Below are 18,778 nucleotides of genomic sequence, written 5' to 3' on the forward strand. Positions count from 1 at the left end.
TTGTGTGCGCGCCAGCCCAAGGGAGGAGGAGCGGGCCGCGCGCCTGAGACACCAAACCAGGGAGGAGGAGCGGCCTGGTGTCCATCACGGTGCCGGGCGTGCCCGGCGATATAAAAAGCGGCGGCATCTAGGGAGGAGAAGCGATGCCGCCGCAGATCACAGACCCCAGGGAGGAGGAGAGGGGCCTGATCCGTTTAACTTTCGTACACGGCCATGAGGGCCACGCGTTTCAATTCCGACCGGTGCAGGCCCAGATCGGCCAGCTCCCGGTTTGACAGAGACGCCATTTCACCCAGCGTCTGGCGATACAGCCGCCAGCGGGTAAACCGGGCCTGAAGATCCTGCCACTTACCCGCTAGACCCCAATTGCGGAGGGAAGCGCTTTGGGTGGTCTCGGTCAGTGTGGTCATCGTTCCGGCCTGTGGCTCTCTGCTTGTGGATATTAGAATAGGTTTATGCTGCAGGTGCACAATACCTGCATGTGAAATGCTGCTATGCAGAAATCGCATGGGTGATCTGGTGATTTCCTAAGCGCATTGCATTTTTCTTGGGCGAATTGCCCGGGACGCCTTGCACCTGACGCAACGTTCGCCACTTAAAGGGGCGGCAAGATAGAAAGGTCAGCAGCATGCAAATCACCAAGGACCAGATTCTCTCAACACTCGAACGGTTCGCGCTGCCCGATGGCGGCACGCTTGTCTCGCGCGACATGATTCGCGCACTCACCGTCGAGGGGGATGTGGTCCGCTTCGTGATAGAGGCCCCAAGCGCCGCCATCGCCCAGCAGATGGAGCCGCTGCGAAAGGCGGTCGAGGCGGCCGTGATGCAGCTTGACGGCGTCGCCCAAGCCTCGGTCGTGCTGACAGCGCATGGACCCGCCGAAAAGCCGCCGGCGCCCAGCCTCAAGATCGGCGGGCACCCGAAACCCCAGGCCGGGCCCACGAAACCGTCGGGCGTGCAGCGCATCATTGCCATCGGATCGGGCAAGGGCGGGGTGGGCAAATCCACCGTGTCCGCGAACCTCGCCGTGGCGCTGGCCAAACAGGGCCGCAAGGTGGGGCTGCTTGATGCCGATATCTACGGCCCCTCGCAGCCGCGCATGATGGGCATCAACAAACGCCCCGCCAGCCCGGACGGCAAAACCATCATCCCCCTGCACGCCCATGGCGTCACGCTCATGTCCATCGGCTTCATGCTCGAGGAGGACAAGGCCGTGATCTGGCGTGGCCCGATGCTGATGGGCGCGCTCCAGCAGATGCTGGGGCAGGTCGAATGGGGTGAGTTGGACGTGCTTCTTGTCGACCTGCCGCCGGGCACGGGCGATGTGCAGCTGACGCTGTGCACCAAGTCGGAACTCACCGGTGCGATCGTCGTCTCCACACCGCAGGACGTGGCGCTTCTGGATGCGCGCAAGGCGCTCAACATGTTCGACACGTTGAAAACCCCTGTCCTGGGCCTGATCGAGAACATGTCGATGTTCACCTGCCCGACCTGCGGCACGACCCATGAAATCTTTGGGCAGGGCGGTGTCGCGGCCGAGGCCGAAAAGATGGGCGTCCCGCTTCTGGCGCAGCTGCCCATCGACCTCGACACGCGACTTGCGGGCGATGGCGGCACACCTATCGCGGCGGGCGACAGCCCAATGGCGCAGGCTTATGCCCAGCTGGCCGACCGGCTGGTGCAGGGCGGCATGGCGTGAGCGCAGACACGCGTCTGGCGGCCTACGGCACGCTGGCGCCGGGACGCAAACATGCCGATCAGCTGGCGGGCCTGTCAGGCCGTTGGATCGCGGGCCATGTGCGCGGCCATCTGACCGTGATCCCCAGTGGCCCCGCGCACGGCTATCCCGGCCTGACCCTCGACACCCTGGCCGATCCGGTACCCGTGCAGCTATTTCAATCGCCGGATCTGCCGGATCATTGGGGGCGGCTCGATCGGTTCGAGGGGCCCGCCTATCTGCGCGTCATCGCAGAGGTGATCACCGATCAGGGCAGGCTCAGCGCCTTTCTCTACGCATTGCGGGCCTGACCGCCCTCCCATGGGAGATCATGGGACACACGGGAAATCGTGGGGCAAGGTGCTTTCGCCCTGGTGATTTGCGACGAATCACGCGCCTTAGGGTGGGAATTTCCTGCTGAATCTCTCTCCACTCCCCCCAAAATCACATGTTTCTTAGCGTTCGCCCCGAAAAATCGGGGAAATCATGGGAAGTTTTCCGGCGGGGGTGGTGCGACTATATATTGTGTTTATTTTTCACTGAGAAACAAATTGAGCCAAAATTCGCTGAAAATGTGCCACAATATCTTGTTCCGACCAGCCTTCAAAAACAACATCCGGTGCAATTTCCCTCAAATTCTTATTGATTTCCATGATTTCCCATGTCATCCCTAATATATCAGATAGGCAGCGGCACTCGGGGCACCAAACGACCCCACCGAAACAAAAGACTAAGCAGGTTTCATACAGGCACACGCTTTTATCTGACACCGAGATCCGGCGCGCGGGCGAGCAGACATCCCCCCAGGTGGCGCGCGCAGCTGGACACCCCGCTAGGCGGGACGAGGGCGGCGGGTTGATCAATGGCAGCTGATCAACCCGCCGTTTTCTCATCAAGGGGGACGAATTCGCGGGGGCGCGGAGAAAAAGGGACAGGACCTTGGCAAAAAGGTTCAGAGGTGAAAGCCACCACAAGGTGGACAGCAAGGGTAGGGTGTCGATCCCGGCCTCTTTTCGCCGTGTGCTCGAAGCCTCCGACCCGTCCTGGGAAACCGGCAAGAACCCCGAACTGGTCATCGTCTATGGCGATCACCGCCGCAATTATCTTGAATGCTACACGATCGAAGCGATTGAAGAGGTCGATGCCAAGATCGACCGCCTTCCGCGTGGCTCGGTCCAGCGCAAAATGCTCTCGACGCTCTTTCAGGGCCAATCGCTACCCACATCCGTGGATGAAACCGGGCGTCTGGTCCTGCCCGCCAAGCTCCGCGCCAAGATCGGGCTTGATGACGAGGCGTTCTTCATCGCGGCAGGCGACACCTTCCAGATCTGGAAGCCCGAGACCTACGAGGCCGAGGAGCTTGCCCGCACCGAAGCCTGGCTCGATGAGCTGCCCGAGGATGTCGATCCTCTCATTTATCTCGACGGCATAGAGGAGGGGTAAGGATGGCGGCTGCTGCCCGTCCTGATGACAGCGCCCCCCATATCCCTGTCCTGTTGCGTCCGCTTCTGGCAGCGATTGCTCCTGTGCAGGGCACGTGGCTGGACGGCACCTTCGGCGCGGGCGGCTATACCCGCGCGCTGCTGGATGCCGGGGCCGACCGCGTGATCGCCGTCGACCGCGATCCCCTGGCCTTTGACATGGCCGCCGACTGGGTGGCCGACTATGGCGACCGGCTGATCCTGCGGCATGGTGTCTTCTCGAAAATGGATGAATACGCCACGGATCTGGATGGCGTGGTTCTGGATCTGGGCGTGTCCTCGATGCAGCTTGATCAGGCCGAACGCGGGTTTTCCTTCATGAAAGAGGGGCCTCTGGACATGCGCATGTCCCAGGAGGGCCCCTCTGCCGCCGATCTGGTCAACACCGCCCCCGAAGAAGACCTGGCCAGCATCCTGTTCCACTATGGCGAAGAACGCGCCAGCCGCCGCATCGCCCGCGCCATCACCCGCGCCCGGGCCGAGGCGCCGATCACCACAACCCTGCGCCTTGCCGAGATCATCGAAAGCTGCCTGCCGCGCGCCAAGCCTGGTCAAAGTCACCCTGCCACGCGCAGCTTCCAGGCCCTGCGCATAGCCGTAAACGATGAATATGGTGAGCTTTTCCAAGGTCTTATGGCAGCCGAACGCGCTTTGAAGCCCGGCGGCAAGCTGGCCGTCGTCACCTTCCACTCCATCGAAGACCGTATGGTCAAACGCTTTTTCCAAGCCCGCAGCGGCCAGACCGGCCGCGCCAACCGCTATGCGCCCGAGGCGGAAGAGGCCAAACCGCAGTTCACCTTGCCGTCCCGCAAGGCCATCGGCCCGGACGACCGCGAACTGGCCGAAAACCCGCGCGCCCGATCCGCCAAGCTGCGCGTGGGCATCCGCACCGACGCGCCCAGCGGCCCGATTGACGCCAAATCCATTTCAATGCCCATGCTGGAGGGGCAGAGGCGATGAAAACCTTTCTTTACATCCTGACCGCCGTTGCCGTGATGGGCCTTGCCTTCTGGGCCTATCGCGAGAACTACAAGACCCAGACCGCGCTTGACGATCTGCAGCATCTTCAGCGCGAGGTGGGGCAGGCCCACGCGCGCCTGAACGTGCTGCGCGCCGAATGGGCGTACCTGAACCGCCCCGAACGCCTGCGCGAACTGGCCGATCTGAATTTCGACCGTCTGGGCCTTCTGCCGCTGCGCGCCGACCAATTCGGCCGCGTCGACGAGGTTGCCTTCCCGCCCGAAGAGCCGCTGCCCATCACCAACCCGGTCGAGGTCATGGACCGCGGCGATATGGGCGACACAGGAGAGGTCCGCCCATGATCCGTACACCCCTTCGCCCTCTGGCCCGAATTCTTGAAGCCCGCCGCAAAGGCGAAAACCCAGACGCCATCGAACGCGAGAATATCCGCCTGCGTCACGAGGAAATGCAGGACCGCGCCCGCGCGCGTGCCGAAAGCCGCCTTCTGGTGTTGGGGCTGTTCTTTTTCTGCGCCTTCATGGTCATCGGCGGCCGGATGGGCCTTGTCGCCATGTCCGAGCCGATGGAGCCGCGCGCCCAGGCCCCCGGCGCTCAGATCGCGGCCCAACGCGCCGATATCGTCGACCGCCATGGCCGCATTCTGGCCACCAATTTCGAAACCCACGCGCTTTACGCCCAGCCGCCGCAGATGATCGATCCGGAAGGTGCCGCCGAGAAACTGGCCGAAATCTTCCCCGATCTGGATCGCGAAAAACTGCACCGCCAGTTCACCGGCAAACGCAAATTCGTCTGGGTCAAACGCAAGATCAGCCCCGAACAGAAACAGGCTGTGCATGATCTGGGTGAACCGGGCCTCCTGTTTGGCCCGCGCGAGATGCGCCTTTACCCCAATGGCAAGCTGGCCGCCCATGTGCTGGGCGGTGCGTCCTTCGGCAAGGAAGGCGTCAGCGCGGCCGAGGTCATTGGCGTAGCCGGCGTCGAAAAGCAATTCGACCAGTTCCTGCGCGACCCGGCCAATGGCGGCAAGGCGCTGCAGCTGTCTTTGGATCTCACCATTCAGGCCGCTGCGGAACAGGTGCTTTACGGCGGCATGCGGATCATGAACGCCAAGGGCGCGACCTCGATACTGATGGATGTGCATACGGGCGAGGTGATTTCGGTCGTGTCGCTTCCCGATTTCGACCCGAACGACCGTCCCCGCCCACCCACCGAAGGCGATCCGTCCGACAGCCCTCTTTTCAACCGCGCGGTGCAGGGCGTCTATGAACTGGGCTCTACCTACAAGATCTTCGCCGCCGCCCAGGCGATGGAGCTGGGTCTCGTGAACCCCGACACGATCATCGACACCTCTGGTCCGATGCGGATCGGTGGCTTTCCCATTGGCGAGTTTCGCAACAAGAACTATGGCAAATTGTCTGTCGCCGACATCATCGTGAACTCGTCCAACCGGGGCACGGGCCGCATGGCGCTGGAGATCGGTCCGACGCGCCAGAAAGAGTTTTTGTCGAATCTTGGCATGCTCGACCCCACCCCGTTCGAGATCGTCGAGGCCGCAGGTGGTCAGCCGTTGTTCCCCCAGCGTTGGGGTGAACTCAGTACGGTGACCATCTCCTATGGCCATGGTATGTCGAACACGCCGATGCATCTGGCCGCAGGCTATGCGGCGATTGCCAATGGTGGTCACTATGTCAGCCCGACAATCTTGAAGCAGAACGGGCCCCAATACGGTCCTCGGGTGCTCTCGCCAGAGGTGGCAAAGGCCAGCCAGAAGATCCTGCGCAAGGTGGTTACTGACGGCACCGCCAGTTTCGCCCACGTTCCCGGCTATCCGGTTGGGGGCAAGACCGGCACCGCCGACAAGCCCAAAGCGCGTGGCGGCTATTACGACGACAAGGTGATCGCCACTTTTGCGTCGATGTTCCCCGCCGATGATCCGCAATATGTGCTGGTGGTGACGCTGGATGAACCCGTTGAGACCTCGGGCGACAAACCGCGCCGCACCGCAGGCTGGACCGCCGTGCCCGTGGCCGCTGAAATGATCGCCCGCATCGCACCCCTTCTGGGCATCAGGCCGCAGCTTGAGCCCGGCCCCCGCGCTGCTATAACGCTGACATCAAATTAACACTGTCAGCGGGGGCGCATGGGCAGACCGGCACAGACACTCAGCCAGTTGGCGCTCACCGCCCAGGGCGGACGCGATCCTGAAATCACGGGCCTTGCCGTCGACAGCCGACAGGTCAAGGACGGCTTCCTGTTCGCAGCCTTGCCCGGCTCGCGCGTGCATGGGGGCGAATTCATCCAATACGCCCTGCGAATGGGGGCCGCCGCCATCCTGACCGACAGCGAAGGGGCGCGGATTGCGGCGTCTGAACTCGCGGCCTCCAACGCGGCCCTGATCGTGTCCGAAGACCCGCGTGAGACGCTGGCCTTCACCGCCGCCATCTGGTTCGGCGCGCAGCCCGGCACCATGGTCGCGGTCACCGGAACGAACGGCAAAACCTCGGTCGCCACCTTCGTGCGCCAGATCTGGACGGAACTGGGCCACAACGCCGTCAATGTGGGCACCACCGGCGTCGAAGGTGCGTGGACGGCCCCCTTGGCCCATACCACGCCGGAACCCATCACGTTGCACCGCACCCTGGCCGAAGCCGTGGAACACGGCATCACCCACGCCGCGATGGAGGCCTCGTCCCACGGCCTTGACCAACGCCGCCTCGATGCGGTGCAGATCAAGGCTGCCGCGTTTTCGAACCTCAGCCAGGACCACCTCGATTACCACGCGAATTTCGACGAATACTTCGCCGCCAAGGCTGGTCTTTTCCGCCGCGTCCTGCCCGAAGACGGCACCGCTGTGATCAATCTCGAAGATCCCAAAGGCGTGGAAATGCGCGCCATCGCCGCCGCCCGCGGACAAGAGATCCTGACCGTAGGACGAGGCATGGGCGATCTGAACCTGCTGGGCCAGCGTTTTGACGCAACGGGCCAGGACCTGCGCTTTGCCTTCCGGGGCAATCCGCAGATGGTGCGGCTGAACCTGATCGGCGGCTTTCAGGCGGAAAACATCCTGCTGGCCTGCGGTCTGGTGATCGCAGCCGGGGAGGAGCCTGACCGCGTGTTCGAAACCCTCCCGCACCTGACCACCGTGCGCGGCCGCATGCAGCTTGCCGCCACCCGTGCAAACGGGGCGGCTGTCTATGTCGATTACGCCCATACGCCCGATGCCATCGCCACGGCGCTGAAAGCCCTGCGCCCGCATGTGATCGGTCGGCTGATCGCGATTGTCGGGGCAGGGGGAGACCGCGACACGACCAAACGTCCGCTGATGGGACAAGCCGCCCATGAAAACGCCGACATCGTCTTTGTTACCGACGACAACCCGCGCAGCGAAGACCCCGCCGGCATTCGCGCCGCCGTCATGGCCGGTGCGCCAGATGCCATCGAAGTGGGCGACCGGGCTGAGGCGATCTTGCGCGGCGTCGATGCCCTGCAACCGGGCGACGCGCTGCTGATTGCGGGCAAGGGGCACGAGACGGGCCAGATTGTCGGTGACGACATCCTGCCCTTCGATGACGTGGAACAGGCCTCGGTCGCCGTGGCCGCACTGGACGGGGGGATCGCATGAGCCTTTGGACCGCATCGGAAGCCGCCGCTGCCACAGGTGGCCGCGCCACGGGCAATTGGGAGGTCACAGGCATCTCCATCGACACCCGCACGATCGAACCGGGCGATCTGTTCGTGGCGCTTAAGGCTGCCCGCGACGGTCACGATTTCGTGGCGCAGGCGCTGGATAAAGGGGCAGGCGCGGCCATGGTCTCGCGCATTCCGGACGGTGTGGACCCCGATGCCCCCCTCCTGATCGTCGATGATGTGCAAACCGCGCTCGAAGCACTGGGCCGCGCCGCGCGCGCGCGCACATCTGCGCAGGTCGTGGCAATCACCGGATCGGTCGGCAAGACCTCCACCAAGGAAATGATCGCCAGGATGCTGGGCGATCAGGGCAAGACCCATGCCTCGGTCGCGTCCTACAACAACCACTGGGGTGTGCCGCTGACGCTGGCGCGCATGCCCCGCGACACCGAATACGCGGTGATCGAGATCGGCATGAACCACCCCGGCGAAATCGCCCCGCTGGCGAAAATGGCCCAACCCCATGTGGCGATGATCACCACCGTGGGCAAAGCCCATCTGGAAAACTTCCCCAATGAAGAAGGGATCGCCATCGAAAAGGCGTCGATCCTCGACGGGCTTCTCCCCGGCGGCGCGGCGGTTCTGAATGCCGATATCCCCTTCTCCGGCCTCCTGCACAGAAAAGCGCAGGACGTGGGTGCGCAGACCATCGGCTTTGGCAGGCAGGCGGCGGAGTTCACACTGACCGACGTGAAGGTGCAGGGAGAGGTCACCGTGATCAAAGCCATGGCAGGCGACGATCCACTCCTTTTCAAACTCAACACGCCGGGCACCCATTTCGCCATGAACGCGCTGGGCGCTTTGGCCTGTGTGGACGCCCTCAACGCCGACATGGCGCTTGCCGCCCAATCCTTGGGCCGGTGGAGCCCCTATAAGGGCCGGGGCGTGCGCGAGGTGATCCAGCTGGACGCGGCAGACGAAAACCTCGCCCTCACGCTGATCGACGACAGCTATAACGCCAACCCCGACAGCATGCGCGCCGCTTTGGACGTGCTGGCCGCCTCCACCCCGCGCGACAAGACCGGCCGGGTCAGCAAGGGCCGCCGCATCGCCATTCTGGGCGATATGAAGGAACTGGGTGCGGCCGAACGCGATATGCATGCAGCCCTTGCCGGACTTCCCTCAATGGCGGCGATCGACAAGCTACACACCGTGGGCCCCTTGATGAACGCGCTCCACGCCGCGCTACCTGAAGACAAACGCGGCCTGCATTGCGACACCGCCGCCGAGATGGCCGAAAAGATCCGCGCCCGGCTCGACAGTGGCGATGTTGTGCTGGTCAAGGCCTCTCTCTCCACCGGATTGGGCGTTGTCGTTGACGCGATCCGCAAAATGGGCCAAAGCCCCTCGTCAACATGACGCCATACACAAGATACTGAGTCAGGACCCCGTTATATGCTCTATTGGTTGACCGCGCTGTCTGACGGAGGGGATGTTTTCAACCTCTTCCGCTATATCACCTTCCGCGCGGGCGGGGCCTTCATGACGGCGCTGATCTTCGGCTTTCTCTTCGGCCGTCCCCTGATCAACGTGCTGCGCAAACGGCAAGGCAAGGGACAGCCCATCCGCGATGACGGCCCCGAAAGCCATTTCGCCAAGGCCGGCACGCCCACCATGGGCGGCCTTCTGATCGTGGGCGCGCTTGTCACCTCGACACTGCTCTGGGCCAGATGGGATAACCCCTTTGTCTGGCTTGTTCTTTTCGTCACGCTCAGCTTTGGCCTGATCGGCTTTCTGGACGATTACGCCAAAGTCTCCAAAGGCAATCACAAGGGCGTTCCGGGCCGCGTGCGCCTTCTGGCGGGCTTTGCGATTGCAGGCATTGCCACCTATTGGGCGATGTATGCGCACGGCATCAACGACGCCGATCTGCTCGCGCGGGTCGAGGATTACGACGCCCTGTCAGGTCGCCTTGCGCTGCCTGTCTTCAAGGACGTGCTGATCAATCTGGGCTGGTTCTTCATCCCCTTCGGCATGATCGTGATCGTGGGATCGGCCAACGCGGTGAACCTCACCGATGGCCTTGATGGCCTCGCCATCATGCCCGTGATGATCGCCGCCGGCACCCTTGGCATCATCGCCTATGCCGTGGGCCGGGTCGATTTTACCGAATATCTCGACGTGCACTACGTCCCCGGCACGGGCGAAATCCTGATCTTCTGCGCCGGCCTCTTCGGCGGGGGCCTGGGCTTTTTGTGGTACAACGCCCCGCCCGCAGCCGTCTTTATGGGCGACACCGGATCGCTGGCCCTTGGCGGGGCGCTGGGCGCCATCGCGGTCTCAACCAAGCACGAGCTGGTCCTGGCCATCGTCGGCGGCCTTTTCGTGGTCGAGGCGCTGTCGGTCATCATCCAGGTCGCCTATTTCAAAGCCACCGGCAAACGCGTCTTCCTGATGGCCCCGATCCACCACCATTACGAGAAAAAAGGCTGGGCCGAACCCCAGATCGTGATCCGCTTCTGGATCATCTCGCTCATTCTGGCGATGATCGGATTGGCCACGCTGAAGGTGAGGTAACGGGACAAAGCGCCAAATCGCTGCGGTTGAACCAACGGCGGCTTTCAGAATACACCTTGCCAAAATCGGCCGTCATCGCCGGAGGCAATAACGTGTGGGTTTTGACAGATTAGCGACTTTCTAGCCAACCGAGATCAGCGCGCGCGCCACGTTCACAGTCTTCGAGACTGGCATAGTAGCCTGACATTTCTGGACAAGACCAATAGCCTCCATCGGGGTGGAAAAGTAGCTCATCCTCGCTGACCTTTGTCCAAACATTTTCGTAGTAACGGAAGAACTTGCGGTCGGGGCTCACGCGTATCTCGACGTTGCGTGTCCCGTCCTTGCTTTCAATCTTCTTTTCTACGACCCAGATTTGCATGTCGCCAGTCTAGCAGACCTGCTCCTTAAGCGCCCTAGAAAATTTGAACAATGTGGTCTGCGGCACCAACCCTTGGAAAAACTCCATTTGATCTTTTTTTTCGTTTTTGACCACGTCCAAAGTAGCGGACGTTGGTGTATGACGCAGCATCCAGTAATTTGGGCTCAAAGCCCTCATTCGCCCCTTCCATTCACCCAACTCACGCACCATCCACCCATTAACCGACCGCTGACCTTTCCCACCGCTCGCCGCATTAACCACGATCCGGTGCACAAGACGGTGCACGGGTTGTGCACGCGTTGTGCACGCCCTGTGCACAGCGATTTTCCTTAAAACACAGGCGTTAACCCCACCGAACGCAGCCCCGCGCTGTTCCCGCCGCCGCGCGTTGCGCCGTTCCCCACCGCGCGCTACATGTTTCCCCATGAAAACCGCTCTCATCACCGGTGCAAATCGCGGCATCGGCTATGCCATCGCCAAAGGCTTGCGCCCCGATCACCGCGTCATCATCGGCGCGCGCGATCCCAAGGCAGGCCGTCAGGCTGCGCAGGAACTTGATTGCGACTGGGTGCACCTGGATCTCGAAGATCCCGACACCTTCGGCCCGGCGCTGACCAAGGCAAATGGCATCGATGTGCTGGTCAACAATGCCGGAATTCTTATCGAAACCTCGATGATGGAATACCCGCAAGACTTTGAAACCTCTATGCAAATCATGCTGCACGGCCCCTATCACCTGATCGGCGCCTGCCGGGCGCATATGGAAACGCGGGGCTGGGGCCGCATCGTCAATGTCTCCTCCGGCTGGGGCGCGTTTTCCGAAGGCATGGAGGGGCCGGGCGCCTATGGCGTCGCCAAAGCGGCGCTGAACGCGCTCACCTTCGCGTTGCCTCGCGATCTGCCGGACTGCATCAAGATCAACGCCATGTGCCCCGGCTGGGTCCATACCCGCATGGGCGGCGCCTCGGCCCCCCGCACGCCCGAGGAAGGCGCCGACACTGCCCTCTGGCTCGCGCGCCTGCCCGATGACGGCCCCACCGGCGGCTTCTTCCGCGACCGGAGCCCGATCCCATGGTAACCCCCGTCAAGGACACCCGAGCCATGATCCAGGCCATGGCCCCGACGCGCGCCAACGGCCGGTTCATCTTCTGCACAACTGCCGATCAGGAGCAGGCCAAGCGTTTGATTTCAAAGGCTTTGGCCAGCTTTCAGGAAGGCGAGGGGATGTCTCTGATCCTCCCCCTCGATCTGGCGAAAACCGAAGGCTTCGACACCACACTGCCCATGGTGCAGATCACGCTGCAGGTCCATTCCGCGCTGGACGGTGTGGGCCTGACTACCGCCGTCGCGACCGCGCTCGCGGATCACGGCATCCCTTGCAACATGGTGGCAGGCTATCACCACGACCACGCCTTTGTGCCAGAGGATATGGCGGATGAGGCGCTGGCCATCCTCACGGCGCGCGCGGCCGCATCTTGAACCCGGCAGCCGCCCAAGCCACTGTCAGGCCAAGGAAAAGGCGAGGTGGCAGATGATTCCCGTCCAAGGATTTCAGGATCAACAGGTGGCCGTTCTGGGCCTGGGCCGCTCTGGTCTGACCGCCGCCCGCGCTTTGACCGCAGGGGGCGCCAAACCCTTGGTCTGGGACGATAATCCAGCCGCGCGCGAGGCGGCCGAGGCCGAAGGCTTCACCGTCACCGACCTGCGCAAACAAGGCGCTTTCGACGGCGTCGCGACGCTCATCACCTCGCCCGGCATCCCCCATCTCTATCCCACGCCAAACCCGGTGATCGCCGCCGCTCTGGACGCGGGCGTGCCCGTCGACAACGACATCGGCCTGTTCTTCCGATCGCTGGCCACAAATGACTGGAATCGCTTCGACACCCCGCCGCGCGTGGTCGCGATCACCGGATCGAATGGCAAATCAACGACCTCGGCGCTTTTACACCATATCCTTGAAAACGCAGGAAAAACGGCCCAACTGGCAGGCAATATCGGCCGCGGCGTGCTGGATCTGGACCCGCCCGGCGACGGCGATGTGATCGTGCTGGAGCTTTCCAGCTACCAGACCGAACTGGCCCGTGCATTGACGCCAGACGTGGCGGTCTTCACCAATCTCTCCCCTGACCATTTGGACCGTCACGCAGGCATGGGCGGATATTTCGCCGCCAAGCGCCGCCTCTTCTCCGAAGGCGGTCCCGACCGCGCCGTGATCGGCGTGGACGAAGACGAAGGGCGGTTCCTTGCCGGCCAACTCTCCGAAGGCCCGGGCGATGATCGGGTGATCCGCATCTCGTCCGCGCGAAAGCTTTCGGGGCCAGGCTGGTCGGTCTTTGCGCGCAAAGGCTTCCTCGTTGAACAGCGCAAAGCCCGCCAGGTCGCGTCCATCGATCTGCGCGATATCGCAGGGCTTCCCGGGGTTCACAACCACCAGAACGCCTGCGCGGCCTACGCTGCTGCCCGCGCGCTTGGTCTGTCCCCCAAGGCGATCGAGGCCGGTCTGCGCAGTTTCGCGGGTTTGCCCCACCGCAGCCAACTCATCGCCGAAGCGGGCGGGGTGCGCTATGTCAACGACAGCAAAGCCACCAATATCGACAGCGCAATCAAGGCCTTGGCTGCTTTCCCGTCGATCCGCTGGATCTGCGGCGGGCTCGAAAAGGAAGGCGGGCTTCAGGCGCTGAACGCGGCCACTGGTTCGGTCAAAAAAGCCTATGTCATCGGTCGCGAAGCAGCCGGTTTCGCGCTTCAACTGGATGTGGAGGCGGAGGTCTGCACCACCATGGCAGAGGCCGTGCGCCAGGCGATGGCTGATGCGGAAGAAGGCGACACCGTCCTTCTGGCCCCAGCAGCGGCCAGCTTTGATCAATACAACAACTTCGAAGAGCGGGGCGAGGATTTCGCACGCGAAGTGCGCACCCGTCTGGACGCCCGCGAAGGGTAGAGCGGTCTCTGGGGTATTTTTTAGCCAGAAAGAAGCCGCACAGCGCCCCTGCTTCTTTCTGGCGGAAAATACCCCCGCCGGAGGCAACAAAATCAAAAGAATGCGCCGCAGGCGCTCAATTGGACTGCGCAACGTGAATGGCCTGGCCTGCGGCATGGCCCGAGGCCCAGGCCCATTGGAAGTTGTACCCCCCAAGCCAGCCCGTGACATCCATCGCCTCGCCAATGGCATAGAGGCCAGGGACGGTCTTGCATTCCATGGTAGAGGAGGAGAAGCCCTCCGTCGCGATGCCACCCAGCGTCACCTCCGCCGTACGGTAGCCTTCGGAGCCCGAGGGCAAAAGCTGCCAGTCGGTCAGCGCCGCGCAAATCTTGGATAGGCGCGTATCGGACACATCAGCCAATCGCTTTTCCAGCTTCAGCGCAGGGGAAAGGTGGTCTACCAGCCGCGCGGGTAAATGCGCGGCAAGGGCCGTTTTCACCTGAACCCGTCCGGCGTTTTGGCGCTGGGTGCGTAGGGCGGCGAACAGATCAAGGCCCGGCGCGAGATTGATCGAAATCTCCTCCCCTTCGCGCCAATAGGACGACAACTGGAGGATAGCAGGCCCTGATAACCCCCTATGCGTAAAGAGCATTCCTTCCTCGAAGCCGGTACGTGCATTAGAGGCCCGCACCGGGACCGACACACCGGAAAGATCCGCAAATCGCTTGTCAGGAAAGGTCAGCGGCACGAGGGCGGGCCGTGTTTCGGTCACTGGCAATCCGAACTGTCGTGCCACGTCATAGGCAAAGCCCGTGGCCCCCATCTTCGGGATTGACTTGCCGCCCGAAGCCAGCACCAGCGCCCGAGCCCTCAGGCTGAGGCGGGCGCCCTCCCGCTCTACATCCAGCGCAAAATGACCGTCGCGGTGGGATAGGTCCCTGATGGATGTGTTCAGCCAAAGCTGTGCGCCCGCGCGCTCCATCTCCTCCACCAGCATGGCCACGATCTGGGTGGACTTGCCGTCGCAAAAGAGCTGCCCCAGCGTCTTTTCATGCCAGGCGATGCCATGGGCGTTCACCAGATCGATGAAATCCCACTGCGTATAGCGGGCGAGGGCCGATTTCGCGAAATGGGGGTTTTCCGACAGGAAGTTTTCGGGCCCTGCATAAAGGTTCGTGAAATTGCACCGCCCACCGCCCGAGATGCGGATCTTTTCACCCGGCGCTTTCGCATGGTCGATCACCAGAACGCGCCCGCCCGCATGCGCCGCGCACATCATGCCGGCCGCACCTGCGCCAATGATGATCGTGTCGAATTCCATGCCCCGCGAGGTGCCGCGAAATGACACCCATGGCAAGCGGATAAGGCTGGCACGAAGGCCGATTTCGCGCTAGACTAACAAGATGGACCCCATAAGGGGCGAGCAGAGGCAGACAATCAGGCGGTGATCCATGACGGAAATGGTCTATGGGGCGGTGCCCGCGCAAGGCGGGGAACCTATCCTTCCCAAATGGTGGCGAACCATTGATAAATGGACGATTTCCTGCGTCCTGATCCTTTTCGCCATCGGGCTTCTTCTGGGCTTTGCCGCTTCTCCGCCTTTGGCCGAGCGCAATGGCCACGACCCTTTCCATTATGTCGAACGGCAGGCCTTTTTCGGGGGGCTTGCGCTGATTGCGATGATCGTGACGTCGATGATGTCACCCACTCTGGTGCGGCGCCTGGCGGTGCTGGGTTTTCTGGTGGCCTTCGTGGGCCTTGCGCTTCTGCCTTTCTTTGGCACGGATTTCGGCAAGGGGGCGGTGCGCTGGTATAGCTTGGGCTTTGCCTCGGTCCAGCCTTCGGAATTTCTCAAACCCGGTTTCGTGGTGGTGGCCGCCTGGATGATGGCAGCGAGCCACCAGATCCATGGCCCCCCCGGCACGGCATGGAGCTTTGCGCTCTGTGTGGCGATTGTTCTGATGCTGGCGCTGCAGCCCGATTTCGGGCAGGCGTGTCTGGTGCTGTTCGGCTGGGGCGTGATGTATTTCGTGGCTGGCGCGCCGATGCTGCTTCTGGTGATCATGGCGGGGATGGTCGTGCTGGCAGGATCTTTCGCCTATGCCAATTCCGAACATTTCGCCCGCCGCATCGACGGCTTCCTGAACCCCGAAATCGACCCGACCACCCAGCTTGGCTATGCCACGAACGCGATCCGCGAAGGCGGTCTTCTGGGCGTCGGAGTGGGCGAGGGGGAAGTGAAATGGTCGCTTCCCGATGCCCATACGGATTTCATCATCGCCGTCGCGGCCGAGGAATATGGCCTGATCCTGGTGCTGATCATCATTGGCCTTTACACGTCCATCGTGGTCCGGTCGCTTCTGCGGCTGATGCGGGAGCGTGACACCTTCGTGCGTCTGGCAGGCACGGGATTGGCCTGCATCTTTGCCGTCCAGGCGATGATCAACATGGGCGTTGCGGTGCGGCTCTTGCCCGCCAAGGGCATGACACTGCCTTTCGTCAGCTATGGCGGGTCCTCGCTGATTGCGGGGGGCATTGCCGTGGGCATGCTTCTGGCCTTTACCCGTACCCGGCCCCAGGGCCAGATCGGGGATATTCTGCGCGGAAGGGTGCGATGACAGGCCAGCCCTTATGTCTGATCGCAGCGGGGGGGACCGGGGGGCATATGTTCCCCGCCCAGGCGCTGGCCGAGACGCTTTTGAAACGCGGGTGGCGGGTGAAGCTGTCGACGGATGCGCGCGGTGCGCGCTATACCGGTGGCTTCCCCCATTCGACTGAAATCACGCAGGTCTCTTCCGCGACCTTTGCGCGTGGCGGGGTGTTGGCGAAACTGGCCGTGATCCCCAAGATCGCTTTTGGGGTATTGGGGTCCGCGCGGGCCATGCGGCGCGACCGGCCTTCCGTCGTGGTGGGCTTTGGCGGGTATCCCACGATCCCCGCGCTGGGTGCGGCAACCCTGTTGAAGCTGCCGCGCATGATCCACGAACAAAACGGCGTGCTGGGCCGGGTGAACCAGATCTTTGCGCCGCGCGTGGCCAAGGTGGCCTGCGGTGTCTGGCCAACGCAGCTGCCGGATGGGGCCAAGCCCGTTCATACCGGCAACCCGGTGCGCAAGGCGGTGATGGAGCGGGCCGGATCGCCCTATATCCCGCCCGGCGATTACCCGATGCAGCTTCTGGTCATGGGCGGTAGTCAGGGTGCCCGCATTCTGTCGGATGTGGTGCCGCAAGCCATTGCCGATCTGCCAGCGCAGGTTCTGTCAAACCTTCGCGTCAGCCATCAGGCCCGCGACGAGGATGGCGAACGGGTCAAGGCGTTCTACGCTCAGCATGGCATCAAGGCCGATGTGCAGCCCTTCTTCCAGGACGCGCCGCGCCTGATTTCCGAGGCGCAGTTGGTGATCAGCCGGGCAGGCGCCTCGTCTGTCGCCGATCTGACCGTGATCGGTCGGCCGTCGATCCTTGTGCCCTTCGCCGCCGCGGCAGGCGATCACCAGACCGCCAATGCCCGCGGGCTGGTCGAGGCGGGCGGCGCAATCATGATCCCGGAAAACCTGCTTGACCCCGGCAGTCTGACGGCGCACATGGCCGCCGTCCTGACCAATCCTGGCGCGGCGGTGAAAATGGCCCACGCGGCGCTGGCCGCCGCCAAGCCCGACGCGGCCGAGGAACTGGCGGATCTGGTCGAAACCCTAGCGCAGAAAGGCGCCTCATGAGCCCAGCCACGAAACTGCCCGGTGATGTCGGTCCGATCCATTTTGTTGGCATTGGCGGGATCGGCATGTCGGGCATTGCCGAGGTGCTTTTGAACCATGGCTATGTGGTGCAGGGGTCGGACCTGAAACGGTCGAAAATCACCGACAGGCTGGAAAAGCAGGGCGCGCTGATCTTCGAAGGCCAGCGGGCCGAGAACCTGAAACATGCCGAGGTCGTGGTCATCTCGTCTGCCATCAAACCCGGCAATCCCGAGCTGGACGAGGCCCGCCGCAAGGGCCTGCCAGTCGTGCGCCGGGCCGAAATGCTGGCCGAGCTGATGCGGCTGAAATCCAACATCGCCGTGGCGGGCACCCATGGTAAGACCACCACGACGACCATGGTGGCGACGCTTCTGGACGCAGGCCATTTTGACCCGACAGTGGTGAATGGCGGGATCATCCATGCTTATGGCTCGAACGCGCGGATGGGGCAGGGCGAATGGATGGTGGTGGAGGCAGACGAAAGCGACGGCACCTTCAACCGCCTGCCTGCCACCATCGCCACCGTCACCAATATCGACCCCGAGCATATGGAGCATTGGGGCGATTTCGACCGTCTGCGCGACGGGTTTTACGAATTTGTCTCGAACATCCCGTTCTATGGGCTTGCGGTCTGCTGTACCGACCATGAAGAGGTGCAGCGCCTTGTGGGCCGCATCACCGACCGGCGCGTTGTGACCTACGGATTCAACGCGCAGGCCGATGTGCGCGCGATCAACCTGAGCTATGAACGCGGCATTGCGCAGTTCGATATTGCGCTGCAGACCGAAGACGTGATCATCGAAGGCTGCACCCTGCCGATGCCCGGCGATCACAACGTGTCAAACGCCCTGGCCGCCGTGGCGGTGGCCCGCCATCTGGGCATGACCGGCGACGAGATCCGGACGGCGCTGGCCAAATTCGGTGGCGTGAACCGGCGCTTCACCAAGGTGGGCGAAGTGAATGGTGTGACCATCATCGACGATTATGGCCACCACCCGGTGGAAATCGCCGCCGTGCTGAAAGCCGCGCGTCAGGCCACTGAAGGCCGGGTCATCGCGGTCCACCAGCCGCATCGCTACACGCGGCTGTCCTCGCTCTTCGACGATTTCTGCGCCTGTTTCAACGAGGCCGACGTGGTGGGCATTGCCGAAGTGTTTGCCGCGGGCGAAGACCCCATCCCCGGTGTTTCGCGCGATGATCTGGTCGCGGGGCTTGTGCGCCATGGCCACCGCGACGCCCATGCCATCACATCGGAAGACGACCTGCTGAACCTTGTCAAATCCGAAGCCAAACCGGGTGATATGGTTGTGTGCCTGGGCGCGGGCACGATCAGCGCCTGGGCCAATGCCTTGCCGGGTCGTCTGAAGGGTTAGCG

The 18,778-nt window shown here is 62.9% G+C and carries 18 protein-coding genes; 15 read left to right on the forward strand and 3 right to left on the reverse strand.

Annotated features, from left to right (window positions below; all coding sequences use genetic code 11):
- Positions 1–194 precede the first annotated feature (194 nt).
- Positions 195–410: a DUF1127 domain-containing protein gene (locus tag TR61_RS02640; RefSeq protein WP_050928001.1), complete on the reverse strand. Its 216-nt coding sequence runs from the start codon at positions 408–410 to the stop codon at positions 195–197.
- Between the two features lie 218 nt (positions 411–628).
- Between TR61_RS02640 and TR61_RS02645 the strand changes: the two genes are divergently transcribed.
- The 9 genes from TR61_RS02645 (at position 629) to mraY (ending at position 10,383) form a co-directional block, all read left to right on the forward strand.
- On the forward strand, positions 629–1,699 hold the full coding sequence (locus TR61_RS02645) for an Mrp/NBP35 family ATP-binding protein (RefSeq protein WP_050928002.1): 1,071 nt from the start codon (positions 629–631) through the stop codon (positions 1,697–1,699).
- On the forward strand, positions 1,696–2,028 hold the full coding sequence (locus tag TR61_RS02650) for a gamma-glutamylcyclotransferase family protein (RefSeq protein ID WP_050928003.1): 333 nt from the start codon (positions 1,696–1,698) through the stop codon (positions 2,026–2,028). Before TR61_RS02645 ends, TR61_RS02650 begins: the two co-directional genes overlap by 4 nt.
- A gap of 628 nt (positions 2,029–2,656) precedes the next feature.
- Positions 2,657–3,160, forward strand: a complete 504-nt coding sequence (gene mraZ, locus TR61_RS02655; RefSeq protein WP_082181816.1) for a division/cell wall cluster transcriptional repressor MraZ — start codon at positions 2,657–2,659, stop codon at positions 3,158–3,160.
- Between the two features lie 2 nt (positions 3,161–3,162).
- The gene (gene rsmH, locus TR61_RS02660) at positions 3,163–4,158 is read left to right on the forward strand and encodes a 16S rRNA (cytosine(1402)-N(4))-methyltransferase RsmH (protein ID WP_050928005.1); all 996 of its coding nucleotides are present in this window, start codon (positions 3,163–3,165) and stop codon (positions 4,156–4,158) included.
- Positions 4,155–4,520 carry a cell division protein FtsL gene (gene ftsL / locus TR61_RS02665; RefSeq protein ID WP_050928006.1) on the forward strand — a complete coding sequence of 122 codons (366 nt, stop codon included), beginning with the start codon at positions 4,155–4,157 and terminating at the stop codon, positions 4,518–4,520. The genes rsmH and ftsL overlap by 4 nt, the downstream gene beginning before the upstream one ends.
- Positions 4,517–6,301, forward strand: coding sequence for a peptidoglycan D,D-transpeptidase FtsI family protein (locus TR61_RS02670; RefSeq protein ID WP_050928007.1), 1,785 nt, complete (start codon positions 4,517–4,519; stop codon positions 6,299–6,301). Before ftsL ends, TR61_RS02670 begins: the two co-directional genes overlap by 4 nt.
- 18 nt (positions 6,302–6,319) lie before the next feature.
- Entirely contained in the window at positions 6,320–7,801 is a 1,482-nt protein-coding gene (locus TR61_RS02675) for a UDP-N-acetylmuramoyl-L-alanyl-D-glutamate--2,6-diaminopimelate ligase (RefSeq protein WP_050928008.1), read from the forward strand.
- Complete coding sequence (locus tag TR61_RS02680; RefSeq protein ID WP_050928009.1) at positions 7,798–9,225, forward strand: UDP-N-acetylmuramoyl-tripeptide--D-alanyl-D-alanine ligase; 1,428 nt, start codon at positions 7,798–7,800, stop codon at positions 9,223–9,225. The genes TR61_RS02675 and TR61_RS02680 overlap by 4 nt, the downstream gene beginning before the upstream one ends.
- Before the next feature lie 36 nt (positions 9,226–9,261).
- Positions 9,262–10,383 (forward strand): phospho-N-acetylmuramoyl-pentapeptide-transferase, encoded by a 1,122-nt coding sequence (mraY, locus tag TR61_RS02685; protein WP_050928010.1) that lies wholly within the window; start codon positions 9,262–9,264, stop codon positions 10,381–10,383.
- A 109-nt stretch (positions 10,384–10,492) separates the two neighbouring features.
- Here mraY and TR61_RS02690 read toward each other — a convergent pair whose 3' ends face one another.
- On the reverse strand, positions 10,493–10,744 hold the full coding sequence (locus tag TR61_RS02690) for a hypothetical protein (RefSeq protein WP_050928011.1): 252 nt from the start codon (positions 10,742–10,744) through the stop codon (positions 10,493–10,495).
- Positions 10,745–11,168: 424 nt separating this feature from the next.
- Here TR61_RS02690 and TR61_RS02700 point away from each other — a divergent pair, with 424 nt between their 5' ends.
- The 3 genes from TR61_RS02700 to murD are packed head-to-tail and all read left to right on the forward strand — an operon-like array spanning position 11,169 to position 13,685.
- Positions 11,169–11,822, forward strand: coding sequence for an SDR family NAD(P)-dependent oxidoreductase (locus tag TR61_RS02700; RefSeq protein WP_050928013.1), 654 nt, complete (start codon positions 11,169–11,171; stop codon positions 11,820–11,822).
- The gene (locus TR61_RS02705) at positions 11,816–12,223 is read left to right on the forward strand and encodes an ACT domain-containing protein (RefSeq protein WP_050928014.1); all 408 of its coding nucleotides are present in this window, start codon (positions 11,816–11,818) and stop codon (positions 12,221–12,223) included. Before TR61_RS02700 ends, TR61_RS02705 begins: the two co-directional genes overlap by 7 nt.
- A gap of 52 nt (positions 12,224–12,275) precedes the next feature.
- On the forward strand, positions 12,276–13,685 hold the full coding sequence (murD, locus tag TR61_RS02710; RefSeq protein WP_050928015.1) for a UDP-N-acetylmuramoyl-L-alanine--D-glutamate ligase: 1,410 nt from the start codon (positions 12,276–12,278) through the stop codon (positions 13,683–13,685).
- 115 nt (positions 13,686–13,800) lie between these two features.
- Here the strand turns inward: murD and TR61_RS02715 are convergent, their stop codons facing one another.
- Positions 13,801–14,988 carry a BaiN/RdsA family NAD(P)/FAD-dependent oxidoreductase gene (locus TR61_RS02715; RefSeq protein WP_050928016.1) on the reverse strand — a complete coding sequence of 396 codons (1,188 nt, stop codon included), beginning with the start codon at positions 14,986–14,988 and terminating at the stop codon, positions 13,801–13,803.
- 130 nt (positions 14,989–15,118) lie between these two features.
- Between TR61_RS02715 and ftsW the strand changes: the two genes are divergently transcribed.
- The 3 genes from ftsW to murC are packed head-to-tail and all read left to right on the forward strand — an operon-like array spanning position 15,119 to position 18,776.
- Positions 15,119–16,285, forward strand: coding sequence for a putative lipid II flippase FtsW (gene ftsW / locus TR61_RS02720; RefSeq protein WP_050928017.1), 1,167 nt, complete (start codon positions 15,119–15,121; stop codon positions 16,283–16,285).
- On the forward strand, positions 16,282–17,382 hold the full coding sequence (locus TR61_RS02725) for a UDP-N-acetylglucosamine--N-acetylmuramyl-(pentapeptide) pyrophosphoryl-undecaprenol N-acetylglucosamine transferase (RefSeq protein ID WP_050928018.1): 1,101 nt from the start codon (positions 16,282–16,284) through the stop codon (positions 17,380–17,382). Before ftsW ends, TR61_RS02725 begins: the two co-directional genes overlap by 4 nt.
- Entirely contained in the window at positions 17,379–18,776 is a 1,398-nt protein-coding gene (gene murC, locus TR61_RS02730) for a UDP-N-acetylmuramate--L-alanine ligase (RefSeq protein ID WP_050928019.1), read from the forward strand. Before TR61_RS02725 ends, murC begins: the two co-directional genes overlap by 4 nt.
- Positions 18,777–18,778: the final 2 nt, after the last annotated feature.

It is taken from the genome of Aestuariivita boseongensis, assembly GCF_001262635.1.
Taxonomy (GTDB): Bacteria; Pseudomonadota; Alphaproteobacteria; order Rhodobacterales; family Rhodobacteraceae; genus Aestuariivita; species Aestuariivita boseongensis.

What these genes read in the sequence shown, in the direction of transcription:
- TR61_RS02640 (WP_050928001.1), bottom strand. Translation starts at nt 410, where the DNA reads ATGACCACACTGACCGAGACCACCCAAAGCGCTTCCCTCCGCAATTGG.
- TR61_RS02645 (WP_050928002.1), top strand. Translation starts at nt 629, where the DNA reads ATGCAAATCACCAAGGACCAGATTCTCTCAACACTCGAACGGTTCGCG.
- rsmH (WP_050928005.1), top strand. Translation starts at nt 3,163, where the DNA reads ATGGCGGCTGCTGCCCGTCCTGATGACAGCGCCCCCCATATCCCTGTC.
- ftsL (WP_050928006.1), top strand. Translation starts at nt 4,155, where the DNA reads ATGAAAACCTTTCTTTACATCCTGACCGCCGTTGCCGTGATGGGCCTT.
- TR61_RS02670 (WP_050928007.1), top strand. Translation starts at nt 4,517, where the DNA reads ATGATCCGTACACCCCTTCGCCCTCTGGCCCGAATTCTTGAAGCCCGC.
- TR61_RS02675 (WP_050928008.1), top strand. Translation starts at nt 6,320, where the DNA reads ATGGGCAGACCGGCACAGACACTCAGCCAGTTGGCGCTCACCGCCCAG.
- TR61_RS02680 (WP_050928009.1), top strand. Translation starts at nt 7,798, where the DNA reads ATGAGCCTTTGGACCGCATCGGAAGCCGCCGCTGCCACAGGTGGCCGC.
- mraY (WP_050928010.1), top strand. Translation starts at nt 9,262, where the DNA reads ATGCTCTATTGGTTGACCGCGCTGTCTGACGGAGGGGATGTTTTCAAC.
- TR61_RS02690 (WP_050928011.1), bottom strand. Translation starts at nt 10,744, where the DNA reads ATGCAAATCTGGGTCGTAGAAAAGAAGATTGAAAGCAAGGACGGGACA.
- TR61_RS02700 (WP_050928013.1), top strand. Translation starts at nt 11,169, where the DNA reads ATGAAAACCGCTCTCATCACCGGTGCAAATCGCGGCATCGGCTATGCC.
- TR61_RS02705 (WP_050928014.1), top strand. Translation starts at nt 11,816, where the DNA reads ATGGTAACCCCCGTCAAGGACACCCGAGCCATGATCCAGGCCATGGCC.
- murD (WP_050928015.1), top strand. Translation starts at nt 12,276, where the DNA reads ATGATTCCCGTCCAAGGATTTCAGGATCAACAGGTGGCCGTTCTGGGC.
- TR61_RS02715 (WP_050928016.1), bottom strand. Translation starts at nt 14,988, where the DNA reads ATGGAATTCGACACGATCATCATTGGCGCAGGTGCGGCCGGCATGATG.
- ftsW (WP_050928017.1), top strand. Translation starts at nt 15,119, where the DNA reads ATGACGGAAATGGTCTATGGGGCGGTGCCCGCGCAAGGCGGGGAACCT.
- TR61_RS02725 (WP_050928018.1), top strand. Translation starts at nt 16,282, where the DNA reads ATGACAGGCCAGCCCTTATGTCTGATCGCAGCGGGGGGGACCGGGGGG.
- murC (WP_050928019.1), top strand. Translation starts at nt 17,379, where the DNA reads ATGAGCCCAGCCACGAAACTGCCCGGTGATGTCGGTCCGATCCATTTT.